Origin of the sequence: Pseudomonas sp. N-137, assembly GCF_034555295.1 — a bacterium.
Taxonomy (GTDB): Bacteria; Pseudomonadota; Gammaproteobacteria; order Pseudomonadales; family Pseudomonadaceae; genus Aquipseudomonas; species Aquipseudomonas rhizophila.
Genome location: NZ_JAXUDQ010000008.1, coordinates 66,278 through 82,825, shown reverse-complemented (window position 1 = coordinate 82,825; position 16,548 = coordinate 66,278). Strand labels below are relative to the sequence as shown.

17 protein-coding genes are annotated in these 16,548 nt (G+C 60.9%); 9 read left to right on the top strand and 8 right to left on the bottom strand.

The window, feature by feature from the left end; translation table 11 throughout:
- Window positions 1–4 precede the first annotated feature (4 nt).
- A complete protein-coding gene (locus T3A99_RS08180; protein WP_047228888.1) occupies window positions 5–316 on the top strand; it encodes a YqfO family protein in 312 nt (103 codons plus the stop codon).
- A 249-nt stretch (window positions 317–565) separates the two neighbouring features.
- Here the strand turns inward: T3A99_RS08180 and T3A99_RS08175 are convergent, their stop codons facing one another.
- Together T3A99_RS08175 and T3A99_RS08170 are read right to left on the bottom strand one after the other, a co-directional pair.
- Window positions 566–1,072: a L,D-transpeptidase family protein gene (locus tag T3A99_RS08175; RefSeq protein WP_047228889.1), complete on the bottom strand. Its 507-nt coding sequence runs from the start codon at window positions 1,070–1,072 to the stop codon at window positions 566–568.
- A 41-nt stretch (window positions 1,073–1,113) separates the two neighbouring features.
- Window positions 1,114–1,665 (bottom strand): NUDIX hydrolase, encoded by a 552-nt coding sequence (locus T3A99_RS08170; protein ID WP_047228890.1) that lies wholly within the window; start codon window positions 1,663–1,665, stop codon window positions 1,114–1,116.
- Between the two features lie 146 nt (window positions 1,666–1,811).
- Between T3A99_RS08170 and T3A99_RS08165 the strand changes: the two genes are divergently transcribed.
- The 3 genes from T3A99_RS08165 to T3A99_RS08155 are packed head-to-tail and all read left to right on the top strand — an operon-like array spanning window position 1,812 to window position 3,158.
- Window positions 1,812–2,411 carry a CoA pyrophosphatase gene (locus T3A99_RS08165; RefSeq protein WP_047228891.1) on the top strand — a complete coding sequence of 200 codons (600 nt, stop codon included), beginning with the start codon at window positions 1,812–1,814 and terminating at the stop codon, window positions 2,409–2,411.
- A gap of 16 nt (window positions 2,412–2,427) precedes the next feature.
- On the top strand, window positions 2,428–2,952 hold the full coding sequence (locus T3A99_RS08160; RefSeq protein ID WP_092456398.1) for a gamma carbonic anhydrase family protein: 525 nt from the start codon (window positions 2,428–2,430) through the stop codon (window positions 2,950–2,952).
- Window positions 2,949–3,158, top strand: coding sequence for a DUF1289 domain-containing protein (locus tag T3A99_RS08155; RefSeq protein WP_047228893.1), 210 nt, complete (start codon window positions 2,949–2,951; stop codon window positions 3,156–3,158). The genes T3A99_RS08160 and T3A99_RS08155 overlap by 4 nt, the downstream gene beginning before the upstream one ends.
- A 161-nt stretch (window positions 3,159–3,319) precedes the next feature.
- Here T3A99_RS08155 and T3A99_RS08150 read toward each other — a convergent pair whose 3' ends face one another.
- Window positions 3,320–3,967 (bottom strand): Pr6Pr family membrane protein, encoded by a 648-nt coding sequence (locus tag T3A99_RS08150; RefSeq protein ID WP_047228894.1) that lies wholly within the window; start codon window positions 3,965–3,967, stop codon window positions 3,320–3,322.
- Between the two features lie 3 nt (window positions 3,968–3,970).
- Window positions 3,971–4,201, bottom strand: coding sequence for a VF530 family DNA-binding protein (locus tag T3A99_RS08145; protein ID WP_047228895.1), 231 nt, complete (start codon window positions 4,199–4,201; stop codon window positions 3,971–3,973).
- A gap of 269 nt (window positions 4,202–4,470) precedes the next feature.
- Between T3A99_RS08145 and T3A99_RS08140 the strand changes: the two genes are divergently transcribed.
- Entirely contained in the window at window positions 4,471–5,853 is a 1,383-nt protein-coding gene (locus tag T3A99_RS08140) for a carbohydrate porin (RefSeq protein WP_322834206.1), read from the top strand.
- A 218-nt stretch (window positions 5,854–6,071) separates the two neighbouring features.
- Entirely contained in the window at window positions 6,072–8,486 is a 2,415-nt protein-coding gene (locus tag T3A99_RS08135; protein WP_047228897.1) for a glucose/quinate/shikimate family membrane-bound PQQ-dependent dehydrogenase, read from the top strand.
- 321 nt (window positions 8,487–8,807) lie between these two features.
- On the opposite strand, the gene purT is transcribed toward T3A99_RS08135, so the two are convergent.
- The 4 genes from purT to T3A99_RS08115 form a co-directional block, all read right to left on the bottom strand.
- Window positions 8,808–9,989, bottom strand: coding sequence for a formate-dependent phosphoribosylglycinamide formyltransferase (purT, locus tag T3A99_RS08130; RefSeq protein ID WP_047228898.1), 1,182 nt, complete (start codon window positions 9,987–9,989; stop codon window positions 8,808–8,810).
- 102 nt (window positions 9,990–10,091) lie between these two features.
- Window positions 10,092–10,559, bottom strand: coding sequence for a preQ0 transporter (locus T3A99_RS08125; RefSeq protein ID WP_047228899.1), 468 nt, complete (start codon window positions 10,557–10,559; stop codon window positions 10,092–10,094).
- Window positions 10,560–10,756: 197 nt separating this feature from the next.
- Complete coding sequence (locus T3A99_RS08120) at window positions 10,757–11,542, bottom strand: siderophore-interacting protein (protein ID WP_047228900.1); 786 nt, start codon at window positions 11,540–11,542, stop codon at window positions 10,757–10,759.
- A complete protein-coding gene (locus T3A99_RS08115) occupies window positions 11,539–12,126 on the bottom strand; it encodes a PadR family transcriptional regulator (protein ID WP_047228901.1) in 588 nt (195 codons plus the stop codon). The genes T3A99_RS08120 and T3A99_RS08115 overlap by 4 nt, the downstream gene beginning before the upstream one ends.
- A gap of 429 nt (window positions 12,127–12,555) precedes the next feature.
- On the opposite strand from T3A99_RS08115, the gene T3A99_RS08110 reads away from it, so the two are divergent.
- From T3A99_RS08110 to T3A99_RS08100, 3 genes are all read left to right on the top strand, one after another.
- Window positions 12,556–13,044 (top strand): CS1 type fimbrial major subunit, encoded by a 489-nt coding sequence (locus T3A99_RS08110; protein WP_047228902.1) that lies wholly within the window; start codon window positions 12,556–12,558, stop codon window positions 13,042–13,044.
- A gap of 114 nt (window positions 13,045–13,158) precedes the next feature.
- Window positions 13,159–15,681, top strand: a complete 2,523-nt coding sequence (locus T3A99_RS08105; RefSeq protein WP_322834205.1) for a TcfC E-set like domain-containing protein — start codon at window positions 13,159–13,161, stop codon at window positions 15,679–15,681.
- Between the two features lie 105 nt (window positions 15,682–15,786).
- Window positions 15,787–16,530 (top strand): molecular chaperone, encoded by a 744-nt coding sequence (locus T3A99_RS08100; RefSeq protein ID WP_322834204.1) that lies wholly within the window; start codon window positions 15,787–15,789, stop codon window positions 16,528–16,530.
- Window positions 16,531–16,548 lie beyond the last annotated feature (18 nt).

Here is a 16,548-nt window from a genome sequence, read left to right as displayed (position 1 = left end):
GGGCGTGTACAAGCTCTGCTTCTTCGTCCCGGCCAGCCACCTGGACGTGGTCAAAAGCGCCGTATTCGCCGCCGGTGGCGGACGGATCGGCGCCTATGACCACTGCGCCTGGCAAGTGCTGGGCCTGGGCCAGTTCCGCCCCTTGGACGGCAGCCAGCCGTTCATTGGCGAAGCGGGGCAGGTCGAGCAGGTCGAGGAATGGAAAGTGGAGCTTGTCGTGGCCGATGAGTTGATTCGTGCGGCGGTGGCGGCGTTGAAGCAGAGCCATCCCTATGAGACACCGGCTTATGAAGTGTGGCGGTTGGAGGATTTTTGATCGTCCGGCCGTTGAATGAGAAGCCCGCTGATTGATTCAGCGGGTTTTTTATTGGTCGCGATATAGGTTGAAACACAACTGTGGACACGGACCTGTGGCGAGGGGATTTATCCCCGTTGGGCTGCGCAGCAGCCCTCAAGCCAGGCAATTCGGTGTTTCAGGCAGATTGAGTTGTTGGCTTAGGGGACTGCTGCGCAGTCCAACGGGGATAAATCCCCTCGCCACAGGGAACTCATGTGTGGTCGGGCGCTACGGCCGGATCTCGATCATGGTGCCATCCGGCACCAGGTTCCACACCTCGCGCATGTCCACATTGCGCATGGCAATGCAGCCGTCGGTCCAGTCCAGGGTGTGGAACAGCTGCTCAGGGTTTTCTTCGGAATCCGGGGTGCCATGGATCATGATCATGCCCCCCGGTTCCACGCCTTCGCGGCGGGCGCGGGCGGCGTCGCTGATGTTGGGGTAGGAAATGTGCATCGACAGGTAGAAGCGGTCGCTGGTCTTGCGCCAGTCGATCCAGTAGAAACCCTCGGGGGTGCGCTTGTCGCCTTCGATGAGCTTGGGGCCTTTTTTGGCGCCCTTGCCCAAAGAAATGCGATAGGTCTTCAGTGGTTTGCCGTCGTTGATCAATTGCAATTGATGGGCGGACTTGAGCACCAGCACTTTTTCGATGGTCTTGCCGTTGTAGGTTCCCACCGCAGAAGCCTGGGACACCGCAGCGAACGACAAGCAGAACAGGACAAGCAACCAGCGCATTGAAACGATATCCCTAGAGGTGTCGCGGCTATTATGGATTTTTAGGTATTGGCAGGCTGGGCCAGCGGCGGGATCGATTCGGATCGCACCGGGTAGTCCTCGGTTCGCCGGTCAGCATAGAAGTATTCTAGGGTACGGCCCACCGTGCGGAAAGCCAGCTCGTCCCAGGGAATGTCCGCTTCGTCGAACAGTTTCACTTCCAGGCTCTCGGGCCCGGCGGCGAAATCTTCGTCCACCAGCTCGGCGCGGAAGAATACATGCACCTGGCTGATATGCGGAACATCGATCAGCGTATAAATGCTCAGGTTGCGCACGCGGGCGCAGGCTTCTTCGGCGGTCTCGCGCACGGCGGCCTGCTCGACGGTTTCGCCGTTCTCCATGAAACCTGCCGGCAATGTCCAGTAACCGCGCCGTGGCTCGATGGCACGCCGGCACAGCAGCACTTTGCTGCCCCAGGTCGGCACGCAACCGGCCACGATATTGGGGTTCTGGTAGTGGATGGTGTGGCAGGTATCGCAGACAAAGCGCAAGCGCGAGTCGCCTTCGGGGATACGCTGGGTTACCGGGTTACCGCACTGGCTGCAGAATTTCATGCTTGGGTTCCTGAATGCTGCGCCTATCTTGGCGTCTGCGGGCGGCTGTCGGCAAGTTGTCGTTTCGCGACACGTCGCAGTGCGGGGGTTGGGCGGCTTGCCTGATTGGTGCATGATGCAAGGTAGCGAATAAATCGAGAAGTCTCATGCTGGACGAGCTACTGCATCGAGTAAGCAACCATACCCCACGTGATCTGGAGACTGACCGACGTTTCCCTGAAGCGGCGGTGCTGGTGCCCATTACCCGCAGTGACGAGCCGGAACTGGTCCTGACCCTGCGCGCCAGCGGGCTTTCGACCCATGGCGGCGAGGTTGCATTTCCCGGTGGGCGCCGCGACCCGGAAGACCCGGACCTGATTTTCACCGCCTTGCGCGAAGCCGAAGAAGAAATCGGCCTGCCCCCCGGCCTGGTGGAAGTGATCGGCCCCCTCAGTCCCTTGATCTCGCTGCACGGCATCAAGGTCACGCCCTACGTGGGGGTGATTCCCGATTACGTCGAATACCAGGCCAACGATGCCGAGATCGCCGCGGTGTTCAGCGTACCGCTGGAGTTCTTTCGCAAGGACCCGCGCGAGCACACTCATCGCATCGACTACCAGGGCTGCAGTTGGTATGTGCCCAGCTATCGTTTTGGCGAGTACAAGATCTGGGGCCTGACGGCGATCATGGTGGTCGAGCTGGTCAACCTGATGTTCGACGCCGGCATCGACCTGCACACCCCGCCCAAGACTTTCATCAATACCTGAAGCCCCGAGGAACCTCATGAAATACCGCCTGGGTGATGCCCGTGTCGAAACCCACCCACAGAGCTGGGTCGCCCCCAACGCCACATTGGTGGGCAAGGTCCGCCTCGAAGAAGGCGCCAATGTCTGGTTCAACGCGGTGCTGCGTGGCGATAACGAACTGATCCTGATCGGCAAAAACAGCAACGTGCAGGACGGCACGGTGATGCACACCGACATGGGCTTCCCGCTGACCATCGGCACCGGCGTGACCATCGGCCATAACGCCATGCTTCACGGTTGCACGGTGGGGGACTACAGCCTTATCGGCATCAATGCGGTGATCCTCAACGGCGCGAAGATCGGCAAGAACTGCATCATCGGCGCCAACTCGCTGATCGGCGAAGGCAAGGAGATTCCTGACGGTTCGCTGGTGATGGGCTCACCCGGCAAGGTTGTGCGGGAATTGACCGAAGCGCAGAAGAAGATGCTCGAGGCCAGCGCGGCGCACTATGTTCACAACGCGCAGCGCTACGCCCGCGACTTGGCCGAGCAAGAGCAATGAACCCGCCAGAACGCCCGGTTCCGTCGCCCTGCGTGAACATCTGCGCCCTGGACGATGACGACATCTGCACCGGCTGCCAGCGCACCGTGGCGGAAATCACCCGTTGGAGCCGGATGGACAACGATGAGCGACGCAGTGTTCTGGCGTTGTGTCATGAAAGGGCCAAGGCCAGTGGATTGGTGTGGATGTTGCCGGTGAGGCGCTGACGCCCACACAAGACTCTGTATGAGCACATACCTGTGGGAGCAAAGCTTGCTCGCGATGCAGGCACCCAGGTCGTCAGGTGGACCGCGTGATCATTCATCGCGGGCAAGCCTTGCTCCCACAGGTTTGGCCTCCACAGATATTTTTCCTCAAAATCTTTATTTCAGCGACGCCACCGATCCAAACCCACCACCCCCAGCGCAATCGCGACAAACCCCGCCAATATCCCTGCGGCATTGATGAGCACCTGTGGATAACCCAGGTTCGCCACGTCAATGAAAGGGTAGGGGTACGCCGCCAGTAATTCCCCCCGCAGCAGGAGCCACGCGAAGTACACCACCGGGTAAATCATCCACAGCCCGATGTGCTTCATGCGCAAGGTGCCCTTGGGTACGCAGAACCACCAGTAGGTCATGAACAGCAACGGCATGACGTCGTGCAGCAATTCGTCGGCCACGAACTGCCAGCCTTCGGGTTGCCACAGATGTCGCAGCAGCAGGTTGTAGGCCAGGCCGACCAGGGTGATGCTCACGGTAATGCCGCTGCTGACCCCCGGCTGCAAGAACCAGCGCCGGGCCGGCGATTCTCGCTGGATCAGTTCCCAGGTCAGCACCACGGCCACCAGAGTGTTGGTCAGCACGGTGAAGAAACTGAGAAAGTTCACCAGGCCGCCGAGCAAGCTTGCGCCCAGTTCCCAGCGACCGAGCAGGATCAGGTACAACTGGATGCTCAACCCGGCCCAGCCCAGCAGGGCCGCCACTGACACGAAACATTGTCGCAGCGCGGGGCGCCGACGGATCTGAATGTCCACGGCTCAGACCGGTCGTTTGGTGCGCATCAGCTTGATGTACAGCCGCTCGACTTTCTCCCGCGCCCACGGCGTCTTGCGCAAAAAGGTCAGGCTGGACTTGATGCTCGGGTCGCTCTTGAAGCAACGAATGTCGATGCGCTCGGCCAGACCCGACCATTCGTAGTGCTGCACCAGGGCGTTGAGGATCTGCTCCAGCGTCACGCCGTGCAGCGGGTTGTTGTTGGATTCGGTCATGGGAGGCCTTCGCGCAAAGAGGTGTAAAGCCGCGCACCTTAGCCGAGGTGCCCGCGTGGTGGAAGTATCACTGAAACGCTGCCTGTTTGTTTCGCGGCTTTGCGCAACGCCTACTGTTACCGAATCCGAAATGATTCATGTCAGTAAAAGGCCTTTCTCTATTTGTAACAGGACATTATCCTTGCGCCGCCTGCTGAAACGCTTCTTCTGCCGTGCCAAAGCCCCCGGCGTTCAGCGAATCCCCTAAAAAGATCAAGAATTCCTTCTTTATGTTCGATGTTCAGACTCTGCAAGACAGCGCTGTCCGGCACTGTATTGCCGCCAGAAACACCCTTCACCTGATGGCCGGTCTCGGCGCCTTGGGCATTGCCATCGGCGCTCAGGCCGCTCCCGCGTTCGACAGCGACTCACCCTGGATGCTGGGTGACTGGAACGGCACGCGAAGCGAACTCGCGAAAAAAGGCTACGACTTCAAGTTCGATTACACCGGTGAAATGGGCAGCAACCTGCACGGCGGCTACGACCATGACCGCACCGCTCGCTACAGCGACCAGTTCGCCTTCGGCACGCACCTGGACCTGCAGAAAATCCTCGGTTGGCACGCCGCCGAGTTTCAACTGACGGTCACCGAGCGCAGCGGCAATAACATCAGCAATGACCGGATCAACGACCCGCGCGTTGGCGGTTTCACTTCCGCCCAGGAAGTCTGGGGCCGTGGCCAGACCTGGCGGTTGACGCAGATGTGGTATCAGCAGGCATTTTTCGATGACCGGCTCGATATCAAGGCCGGTCGTTTCGGTGAGGGCGAGGATTTCAACAGCTTCCCCTGCGACTTCCAGAACCTGGCGTTCTGCGGCTCGCAAGTGGGCAACTGGGTGGGCGGCATCTGGTACAACTGGCCGGTCAGCCAGTGGGCGCTGCGGGTCAAGTATCACCTCACGCCTGAGCTGTATGCGCAGATCGGGGCTTATGAACAAAACCCCTCGAACCTGGAAACCGGTAACGGCTTCAAGCTCAGCGGCAGCGGCACCCAGGGCGCCGTAGTGCCGGTGGAGCTGGTGTGGTCGCCCAAGCTCAATGGTCTGCCGGGCGAATACCGCGCCGGTTATTACTACAGCAGTGCCAACGCCACCGACGCCTACAAGGATCGCAACGGCCAGCCGGCCGCCCTGAGCGGCGAGGCGTATCGCAGCGCGTCGAGCAAGCATGGCGTGTGGTTGGGGGCGCAACAGCAACTGACCAGCCTCGCCAGTGACCATTCCCGTGGCCTGAGTGTGTTCGCCAACGCCACGATGCACGACAAGAAAACCAACGCTATCGACAACTATGTCCAGGCCGGTCTCGTCTACAAGGGCCTGTTCGACGCCCGCGCCAGGGATGACATCGGTTTTGCCCTGGCTCGGGTTCACGTCAACCCGGCTTACCGCAAGAACGCCGAGGCCACCAACCAGGCCCGCGCCGTCCAGGGTTACGACAACCCGGCCTTTTTGCCGCCTCAGGACACCGAGTACAGCGCCGAGTTGTATTACGGCGTACACGTGACGAACTGGCTGACCGTGCGCCCGAACCTGCAGTACATCCGCCATCCAGGTGGCGTGGACAAGGTCGATGACGCGCTGATTGGCGGGATCAAGATTCAGTCGTCGTTCTAGTCAGTGCACAAGACCCTTGTGGGAGCGAGCCTGCTCGCGGTAGCGATTTCACATCCAACATTGAAGTCGACTGTCACGCCGCCATCGCGAGCAAACCCGCTCCCACAGCAACCGCTTCAACCCAATTACCTCTTTCAACTGAACCATGCCCCCTCAAGATCGTCATCTACAGTGACTACTTGCGCGGGACTCCTTAAAACCTCACGGAGAATCACACTATGAGCACTGAGGGTGCTATGAGTCGAAGCCGTCTGCTACCGAGCCTGCTCGGCATTCTGCTTCTATTGATGGGCCTGGCCCTGTTGGCGGGGGGAATCAAGCTGAGCACGCTTGGCGGCTCGCTGTATTACCTGCTGGCCGGTATCGGCCTGGCGCTGACCGGCGTGCTGCTGATCATGGCCCGGCGTGCAGCCCTGGGCCTGTACGCGCTGGTGCTGTTCGCCAGCACCGTGTGGGCGCTGTGGGAAGTGGGCCTGGACTGGTGGCAACTGGTGCCGCGCCTGGCAATGCTGTTTGCCTTGGGCATCGTCATGTTGCTGCCGTGGTTCCGCCGTCCACTGTTGACCCCCGACGCTTCGCCCATGGGCACCCGTGCTTTGGGCGCCGCCGTGGTTATTGCCGGCATCACCGCGCTCGCCAGCCAGTTCACCAATCCGGGTGAAATCGAGGGCCAACTGGACCGCGACAGCGTGCCTGGCATGACCAACACCGCCCCGGCGATGCCGGACGGGGATTGGAACTCCTATGGCCGCAGTGCCCATGGTGACCGTTATTCGCCCCTGGCGCAGATCACCCCCGAGAACGTCAGCAAGCTGGAACCGGCCTGGACCTATCGCACTGGCGACCTGCCAGGGCCGAACGACCCGGGTGAGACCACGGCGGAAAACACACCGCTGAAGGTCAACGGCATGCTCTACGTGTGCACGCCCCACAGCCAGGTGATTGCTTTGGAGCCTGAAACCGGCAAGGAAATCTGGCGGTTCGATCCGAAGCTTTCCACGCAGAAAGCGGAAAACTTCAAGGGCTGGGCCCACATGACCTGCCGCGGCGTGACCTATCACGATGACGCGGTGTACGCCTCGGCCGAGCAGAGCCCGACCGGCGCGGCCAGCACCACGCCGGCGAGCACCGTGTGCCCACGCCGGATCTTCCTGCCGACCGCCGACACGCGCCTGATCGCGCTGAACGCCGACACCGGCAAGATGTGTGAAGACTTCGGTGACAAGGGCCAGGTCGACCTGACCGCCAACATTGGCGGCTTCACGGCCGGCGGTTACTACTCCACGTCGCCACCGGCCGTGACCCAGAACCTGGTGGTGATCGGTGGCCACGTCACCGATAACGTCTCCACCGACGAGCCAAGCGGGGTCATCCGCGCCTATGACGTGCACACCGGCGAGCTGGTGTGGAACTGGGACAGCGGCAACCCGGACGACACTACGCCGATTGCCGAAGGCCAGACCTACACCCGTAACTCGCCGAACATGTGGTCCATGTTCAGCGTCGATGAAAAACTCGGCATGCTCTACCTGCCGATGGGTAACCAGACGCCCGACCAGTTCGGTGGTTTCCGTACACCAGAATCGGAGAAATACGCCGCCGGCCTGACCGCGCTGGATATCGCCACCGGCAAGGTGCGCTGGTACTTCCAGTTCACCCACCACGACCTGTGGGACATGGACGTAGGCGGGCAACCGACGCTGATGGACTTGAAAACCGCCGATGGCGTGAAGCCGGCGGTACTGGCATCGACCAAGCAGGGCAGCATCTACGTGCTGGACCGCAGCAATGGTCAGCCGATCGTGCCGATCAAGGAGATCCCGGTGCCGCAAGGCGCGGTAGAGGGTGACTACACCTCGCCGACCCAGCCGATGTCCGACCTGAACTTCGTGCCGCCGGTCCTCCAGGAACGCGACATGTGGGGCGTGACCCCGTTCGACCAGATGCTGTGCCGGATCGACTTCAAGTCGCTGCGCTACGAAGGCATGTTCACGCCGCCGTCGCTGCAAGGCTCGATCGTCTACCCAGGTAACTTCGGCGTGTTTGACTGGGGCGGTATTTCGGTTGATCCGGTACGCCAGATCGCTTTCGTCAATCCGAGCTACATGGCGTTCAAGTCGAAACTGGTTCCTGCGGCCGAAGTGGCCGGCGGTCCGGGGCGCAAGAGCGAGACCGAAGGCGTGCAGCCGAACAAAGGCGCGCCGTATGGCGTGATCCTCGAAGCGCTGCTTTCGCCAATGGGCCTGCCTTGCCAGGCACCGGCCTGGGGTTATGTGGCGGCCGTCGACCTGACCAACAACAAAACCCTGTGGATGCACAAGAACGGCACCGTGCGTGACAGCTCGCCGGTACCGATCCCGCTGAGCATGGGCGTACCGAGCCTGGGCGGCGCCTTCACCACCGCCAGCGGCCTGGCGTTCCTGAGCGGTACCCTCGACCAGTACCTGCGTGCCTATGACGTGAAAAACGGCAAGCAACTGTGGGAAGGCCGCCTGCCAGCGGGCGCCCAGACCACGCCGATGACCTACACCGGCAAGGACGGCAAGCAATACGTGCTGGTCGTTGCCGGTGGCCATGGTTCCCTGGGTACCAAGCAGGGTGACTATGTGATCGCCTATAAACTGCCGGATTAAGCGGGAGTGATCGTTCCCACGCTCCTGCGTGGGAATGCATCCTCCGACGCTCTGCGTCACCGTTTCAGAAGCGGAACGCGGAGCGTCCCTGGCGGCGTTCCCACGCTGAGCGTGGGAACGATCTGGGGTAAACCGGCGCTCATGAAAAAGGCGACACCTTTGCGGGTGTCGCCTTTTTCTTTAGCCCAATGTCATCCCAAGTTAGCTGTGGGAGCAAAGCTTGCTCGCGATGCTGGCGCCCTGGTCTTCAGTTGGACCGCGTTATCGTTCATCGCGGGCAAGCCTTGCTCCCACAGATCACCATGAGGCAAGCGATACTGCTTACAACTCGATCTTGACGGCCTGGGAAGCCCGGGTCGCCTTGGCGCGGGCGGCGTCGATGGATTCGTCCCGCGCCAGGGCCACGCCCAGGCGTCGCTGGCCGTTGACTTCCGGTTTACCGAACAGGCGCAGGGCGGTGTCCGGTTCGGCCAGGGCTGCGCCGAGGTTGGCGAAAGCGGTCTGGGTCGACTGGCCTTCCACCAGGATCACCGCCGAGGCCGATGGGCCGAACTGGCGGATCAGCGGGATCGGCAGGCCGAGGATGGCGCGGGCGTGCAGGGCGAACTGCGACAGGTCCTGGGAAATCAGCGTCACCAGGCCGGTGTCGTGTGGGCGCGGCGAGACTTCGCTGAACCACACCTGGTCACCCTTGATGAACAGCTCGACGCCAAACAGGCCGCGACCACCCAAGGCTTCGGTCACGGCTTTAGCCACGCGCTCGGATTCAGCCAGGGCCACCGGGCTCATGGCCTGAGGCTGCCAGGATTCCTGATAGTCGCCTTTTTCCTGGCGGTGACCGACCGGTGCGCAGAAGGTGGTGCCGCCAACATGGCGCACGGTAAGCAGGGTGATTTCATAGTCGAAATCGATGAAGCCCTCGATGATCACCCGGCCCTTGCCGGCACGGCCGCCTTCCTGGGCGTAGTCCCAGGCTTTCTGCACGTCATCGGCACTGCGCAGCAGGCTCTGGCCCTTGCCCGAGGAACTCATCACCGGCTTTACCACGCACGGGAAGCCCAGGGTTTCAACGGCCTTGCGGTAGTCTTCCACGGTGTCGGCGAAGAAATACGGCGAGGTCGGCAGACCCAACTCTTCGGCGGCCAGGCGCCGGATGCCTTCGCGGTTCATGGTCAGTTGCGCGGCACGAGCGGTGGGGATCACGGTGAAGCCTTCAGCTTCCAGTTCCACCAGCGTGGCGGTGGCGATGGCTTCGATTTCCGGCACGATGAAGTGCGGCTTCTCGGCCTCGATCACCGCGCGCAGGGCCGCGCCATCGAGCATGTTGATCACATGGCTGCGATGGGCCACTTGCATGGCCGGCGCGTTGGCGTAGCGATCCACGGCAATCACTTCAACGCCCAGGCGCTGCAGTTCGATTACCACTTCCTTGCCCAGTTCACCGCTGCCACACAACAAAACGCGGGTCGCGGTGGGCGACAATGGAGTTCCGATACGGGTCATCTGAAGGTCCTCAAACAGGAGCGGAGCATCGAGGGTCGCGCGCCGGGCGAGCTTCCCATGGGGAGAAAGCGCGGCATTTTACATGAACCGCAGGTTTTGGCTTCAGCCGGTGACGGCCTGTTTGCGCAAACGCCAGGCCATGATCAGCCACACTGCCGTGACCCCGGCGAATTTCGAGACCAGCGCGGTGATCACCACGGCCGGTGTCAGGGCATCGATCATGCCGAAGAAAATGAAGGTGTCCAGAGGAATACTCAGGGCCGAACTGATCCACAACCGGTCATGCAGCGGACGCTTGGTGATGGAGAACACCAGCCAGTCAATGCATTCGGATACCGCGAACGCCGTGGCGCTGGCCAGGGCAATGGTCGGGTCGGAGGTGACGTAGGACAACACCAGCGCCACCAGCATCGCCACGATGGCGCCGTGGCCGAACCGAGTTTGCACCATGTCGCGCAGGACAAATACCAGCCCGCCCCAGGCCGACCAGATGATGTCCAGGTGCGGCGCGGCGGAAAACGCGAAGTTGATCAGCACGACGCTGCTGATATAGGCGATCAGGAAAAGCATGGATCGGGGTACCTGGTGGGGTGTAAATCAAGTATTCAAGAGCGACGATAGCCCTGTGGGAGCAAAGCTTGCTCGCGATGCAGGCGCCTCGCTTTCTGAAAGACCTCATTGCCTTCATCGCGGGCAAGCCTTGCTCCCACACAGGTTGTGTTCGGTCAGTGGGTGCAGGGTACTTTAGCAGGCCAGCACGCCGCACCTCATTCCTCCTCGCTGTCATCCGCCTTCCAATACCCCACCGCCTTCACAAAATCCTGATCCAGCCCTTTCTCCTCCAACAACACCTTGCGAATCTGTCGCGACACTTTGCTCTCGGTGGCGACCCAGGCGTATAGCTTGCCGCCGGGCATTTCCAGGTGCTGCACGGTGGTCAGCAGGTTGTTCTGGCGGCCTTCGCGCAGCACCCAGATCACGTGTACTTGCGCGGGGCTGTTAAGGATTTGCTGCTCGGCGCCGTTTTCCACTTCCACCACCACCAGCGCACGCCGGTTGGCCGCCAGGTTTTCCAGGCGACGGGCGATGGCGGGCAGGGCGGTTTCGTCGCCGATCAGCAGGTAGTGGTCGAAGATGTCCGGGACAATCATCGAGCCCCTTGGCCCGGCGATGTTGAGGTATTGCCCGGGCGTCGCCTGGGTCGCCCAGGTCGCGGCAGGCCCATCGCCATGCAGCACAAAGTCGATGTCCAGCTCCAGCGTCTGCAGGTCATAACGGCGCGGGGTGTAGTCGCGCATTTGCGGCATCGGGCCCTGATCCTTGCCAGCGCCGGGGGCGAAGTTTTCCAGGGCGGCGTGTTCCTCGGCGTTCTGTGGGAACAGCAGTTTTACGTGATCGTCGCTGCCGAGGCTGGTGAACCCGGCCAGTTCCGGCCCGCCCAGGGTGATGCGGCGCATGCGCGGAGTCAGGTCCTGCACTCGCAACACTTGCAGGCGGCGGCGCTTGATCTCGTGGCTGACACGGTGAATGGTGTTTTGATCGACTTCAGTCATTGGCTGGACTCCGAAACAGGTGGACGGTCGGGACCGTCGATAATGGCTTTGGCGGTGTTGTTGAGCAGGTCGCGAATCCGCAGGGTTTCTTCCGGGCTCCACCGGCCATGGTGTTTGTGCAGCGCATTGCGCAGGTTATACACCGCTTCGTGGATTTCCGGGGGGCGGTCTTGGCCGCGCAGGGAGCGCTTGCTCGCTTCAATGCGCATGCGTACCTCATTCAACGCCGGGGCCTGGTCTTCAAGGAATAGACGTCCGGCGTCGGTCACGCTGTAGCGTTTTTTTCCACCTTCGGCGTTGCCGGCGATCAATGCGCCCATTTCCAGGAAGGTCAGCGTCGGATAAATCACGCCGGGGCTGGGGCTATAGGCGCCGTCGAACATGTTTTCGATCCGGCGGATCAAGTCGTAGCCGTGGCAGGGCTGCTCGCCAATCAGCGCGAGCAACAGCAATTTCAGGTCACCGGAGGCGAAGACCCGGGGGCCCCGGCTACCACGCTCACGGCCTGCGGGTCGACGTTCGAAACCATCGTGTTCATCGTGTTCATCGTGTTTTCGGCTGGGATGGGAAGGGGGGACTGTCATATGCCTGCTCTCCGTTCTGCATAAGATAGAACTGAGATATATCTTTATCCGTAGATATATCTTTGACCCTCGATATATCTTGGAACTAAGATATATCGAAGTCGGGTTCCAATTGTTTGAAAAAGATAAGACCTTACCCGAATCCCTTGCCTGTACGGGCGGCAAAGTAGGCAACTGTCTGCATTTGCAGTTTTAAATCCGGGGTGTGACTTGCAGGTGTGGGTTGTTTCTTACATCCAAACTTCGGTTTTATATAAAACAGTGTATTTTTCGTTATTGCGCATGGCGGTTTGGCTACGTGCTTTTGGGAATAGGCCTGCTTATTTTTAATTAAAGAGAGTGGATCATGCTCCGGCGTTGAGGTCAGGCCAGGCTGTAGTGGGTCTGCAACTTCAAGCCTTCTCTTTATGCTATGAACAGGTGTCAAACATGCTCAAACAAATCGTATCCGGTACTGCTCTGGTCGCCGCTGCCCTGAGTTCCTCGCTGGTCTTCGCTCTGGACGATGCTCGCTCCTCTATTCATATCACCGCGACGATCCCCACCAAGCAGTTCCATGTACTGCCACGCAACCCTGACTTCGGTAAGGATGAAGTCATGCACTACAACCCGGTGACCAACTCCTTGAGCCCTTTGCGTCAGACCTTCGACGTGAAGAACACCGACGGTTCGGTGCATGCCTATATCCTGGGCGGCCAGGCTTCGCTGACCAATGGTACGGACGCCATTCCGCTGCTGACCCGGTTCAACAATGTCACCCTGACCGAGTTTCCTCAGGAAGTGGTGACTGACGCGGCATCCACTCCAGGTACCCAGGCCGACATGCTCATCATGGCCTCGACCGTGCCTCTGGAGAGCCAGGTCGGTCAATACACCGCCGACTTCACCGTGATCTTCGACGCGGTGCCTCGCCCGTAAACCCTTCACTGCCCGATGAGGCTTTTCTCGTCCTGCGGGCATGAACGCAGGTCGGCCGCCCGGCCGGCCTGTACCTGGAACGTCCCGATAGTTTGCTGATATGAGAATCCATTGATGTTTGCGATGACACCCATCGTGGGTGCGCTGGCGCTGTTGTTGTGCGCCAGTGCATTGGCTGCGCCGACCGCCCCGGGTACGACGCCCAGAAGTCTGTTGTCCCAGGCCAAGGGGCTGCCGGAGGAGTTTGAAGCCCACTTTTTCGATGTGCCTCTGGCGGTTCGTATGGAACTCGATCAACAGTACCTCGGCGAAGCCATGGTGGTGTTGACACGCGATGATCGTATTACCTTGCTCGAATTCACCGACACCCAGGACAGCCCGATCCCGCCCGTCGAGCGCGGGCAATGGGAGCAACTGCTCAAACAGGGGCGCGCCTTGGGTGCCTGCGAAGCCAAATGCACGGCGGGGCTGCTGGCGGTGCATTACAGCCTTGAACATTCACTGGTGTCGATCCTCACTGAAAAAGTGGAGCGCGGCAGCGTGGAGAAACGTTATTACGATCAGCCACAGGGGGGCAGCCTGGGCTTGATCGTCAATAACCAACTCAATCTCAACGGTGGTCAGGAGCAGGATACGGGCGGGCGTTATGGCCTCAATGCCAGTTCCAGCGTGGGCAACTGGACCCAGTCGTTCGATCTGCAGCTGTCGCGCCTGGGCGGGCCGGACGATAAGCTCTACCACGCCGTTCATGAGCTGCACACCCAGCGCGAGATGCAAGACAGTTTTTTGCGCCTGGGTTATTTCATGCCGGGCTCCGATGGTTTGAACCGTCAGATCCGTTCGTTCGGGGCCAACCCGGATACCGCGCTGGGGGTCATGTACGGCAGTTCCGACAGCCTGGTGATCAATAATCCCAAGCCCAGCGTGTACCCCATTTATGTCACCGCCAGTCGTCAGGCGGCGGTGGAGATCTACCGCAACGGCCTGTTGCTCAATACCCAGGCCGTCAGCGCCGGCTTGCAGAGCCTGGATACCCGGCCATTGCCCGGCGGCATCTATGAAGTGGAAGTGCGGCTGATCGAAGACGGGCAGACCACCGCCACGTCCCAGGAGCTGGTCTACAAGCCCAACAACTGGCGCAGTGCCGATGATCGCTGGCGCTACAACCTGTTTGCCGGCCGCGAAACCAAACTGCTGAGCAATTGGGATGATCAACCCTCGGGCTTCACGACTGCCGGGGTCGGTCTCAATTACTTGCTGCACCCGCGAGTGGTGTTGGGGCTTTCCACGCGCCAGGTGCAGGACAAGCTGCAGTACGGCACCTCGGTGGACTGGACGCTGCCCGCCAACACCAGCTTCTTTGCCAACGTTTACCAGACCGAGCAATACGGCACTGGCATGGACCTGCAGGCGCTGTACAGCTACGGTCTGGGCAGTGTGGTGGCCAGCCATAATCGCAGTTGGCTGGACACGCGCAACACTTACGAAACCCTGCCTGACGGCACCCGTATCCGCCAGCGCGACGTGTTCGTCGGCCAGACCAGCAATTCGTCGCTGTCGGTCTCCCATCGACTGAGCAACAAGTCGTCGATCAACGGGCGGCTGTTCTACAGCGAAGGCAATGTCGAGGGCGCCGGTGTGGACCTGGGATGGACCCAGCGTGGCAAGCTTGGCGGCAGCGATGCCAACTGGCGGTGGTCGGTGTTCGACCGTCCGGGCACCTCCAGTACCGCCGATCGACGAAATCGCGGCGTGGACCTGAGCGTCAGCGTGGCCTTGGGCGGGCCGGGCGAGTATTGGTCGGGCAGTATCGGCACCCGCACATCCCGTGACGGAACGCGGGACAACAATGGGTCGCTGAGCTATCGCCGGGACCTGCAGGATCACGTGCTGCAAAGCGTGTCCGCCACGGTACTGGCCGATACCTATGGCGTGGGCCTGTCCGGCCTCGCCAGTTTCGACACCGATACGGTGTACGGCGACGGTTTCATCCAGCGCTCTTCCTACAACAACAACCTCACCGGTGGCTTGAACCTCAGCAGCACGGTGGCCGTGGGTGGCCAGAAAGTCGCCTTCACCGGCCTGCCCCAGAGTGGCGGCGCGGGCATGATCGTGGATGTGGAAACCGACCTGGACGACATCGTCCTGCTCGCCGACGACCTGACGGGTGGCACCACCACCTTGCGTCCCGGCCGCAACTTCGTGCCCATCACCGCCTATCAGAACAGCCTGTTGACCTTCGACTTCGACGGCGTGCATCCACCGGCGGCCAACATAGAGCCTTCACGCAGCCGCTATCACTTGAACAAAGGGGGCGTGGACTACCGCAAAGTCAGCGTGATGAGAAGCGTGACCGTGCTCGGTCGTCTGCTGGACGCGCAGGGCCAGCCGCTCAAGGGCCATCACGTGATCAACCACGCCAGCCGTGGAGTCAGCGAGGTGGACGGTTTCTTCTCCATGGAGATGAACGCCAGCTCCCCGACGCTTGAAGTGCGCTATGGCAATGACTTGCTTTGCCAGTTCCGCCTCGACCCGGATAACGCCAACAGCGAGGGCGATGTGTTGATGATCGGTGATTTGCGCTGCACGCCAGACACCCTGGCCGACAGCAACAACTCGATCGAGACGGCGGGTTGAACTTGATCCTGGCGCGCCGGCCAGCGTGGTGCGCCCTTCAACATTGCAAGCAGTGTTCCGTGAAACGGTCGCCATCGGCCGCCTTCCATTCATGAGGTTTTGGTAATGAAGCGCTTATTGGTTCTGTGTGGTTTGTCGCTGTTTTCGCTGATGGCCCAGGCCGGGCCGCAGATTAATGTCGGGGTGGTCTACGACTATCTCGAAGGCGACAAGAGCACCTACATGAAACGGATCTTCAACGGCGGAACGTCCACCGCATTCGTCAAGGTCGACATCCTCGAGATTCTTTACAGCGACGACGGCAGCTACCTGGAGGTGCCGCTACAGGATCAGGACGGCGTACTCGCCAGAAATGGTCTGATGGCGAGCCCGGCACGCCTGATCGTGCCGGCCAACGGCATGCAGGGCACGCGTCTGCTGTTCATGGGCGACCGCAGCAAGGAGCGGTACTTCCGGGTTCGCTTCGTCCCGGTGGTGCCGGAGGCCGAGGACGAGTTCGCCGTCAGCGCCGAGGAACGCGAGCAATACAAGAAGGAACGGATCGCCGCCGGGGTGAAAGTGCTGGCCGGCTTCGGCACGGTGTTTTTTGTCAGGCCCAAGGAGACCCGTTTCGAGACGGCCATCGATGACAGTGCCGATCGCTATCTGGTGCGCAACAACGGCAACAGCGTGGTGGTGATTGATGAGTTCAAGGATTGCGCTGCGCAAAAAGACAACGATTGCCGGCCGACCACCAAGCACCACGTCATGGCCGGTCGCACCTTTTCGTTCGACAAGGAGCCTGGGCGTGAGTACCGCTTCAGCCTGATCGAAGGTCGCGAGGAAAAAGCCATTGAGATCAAAGGCTGACGGTATGCCGTCACTGAA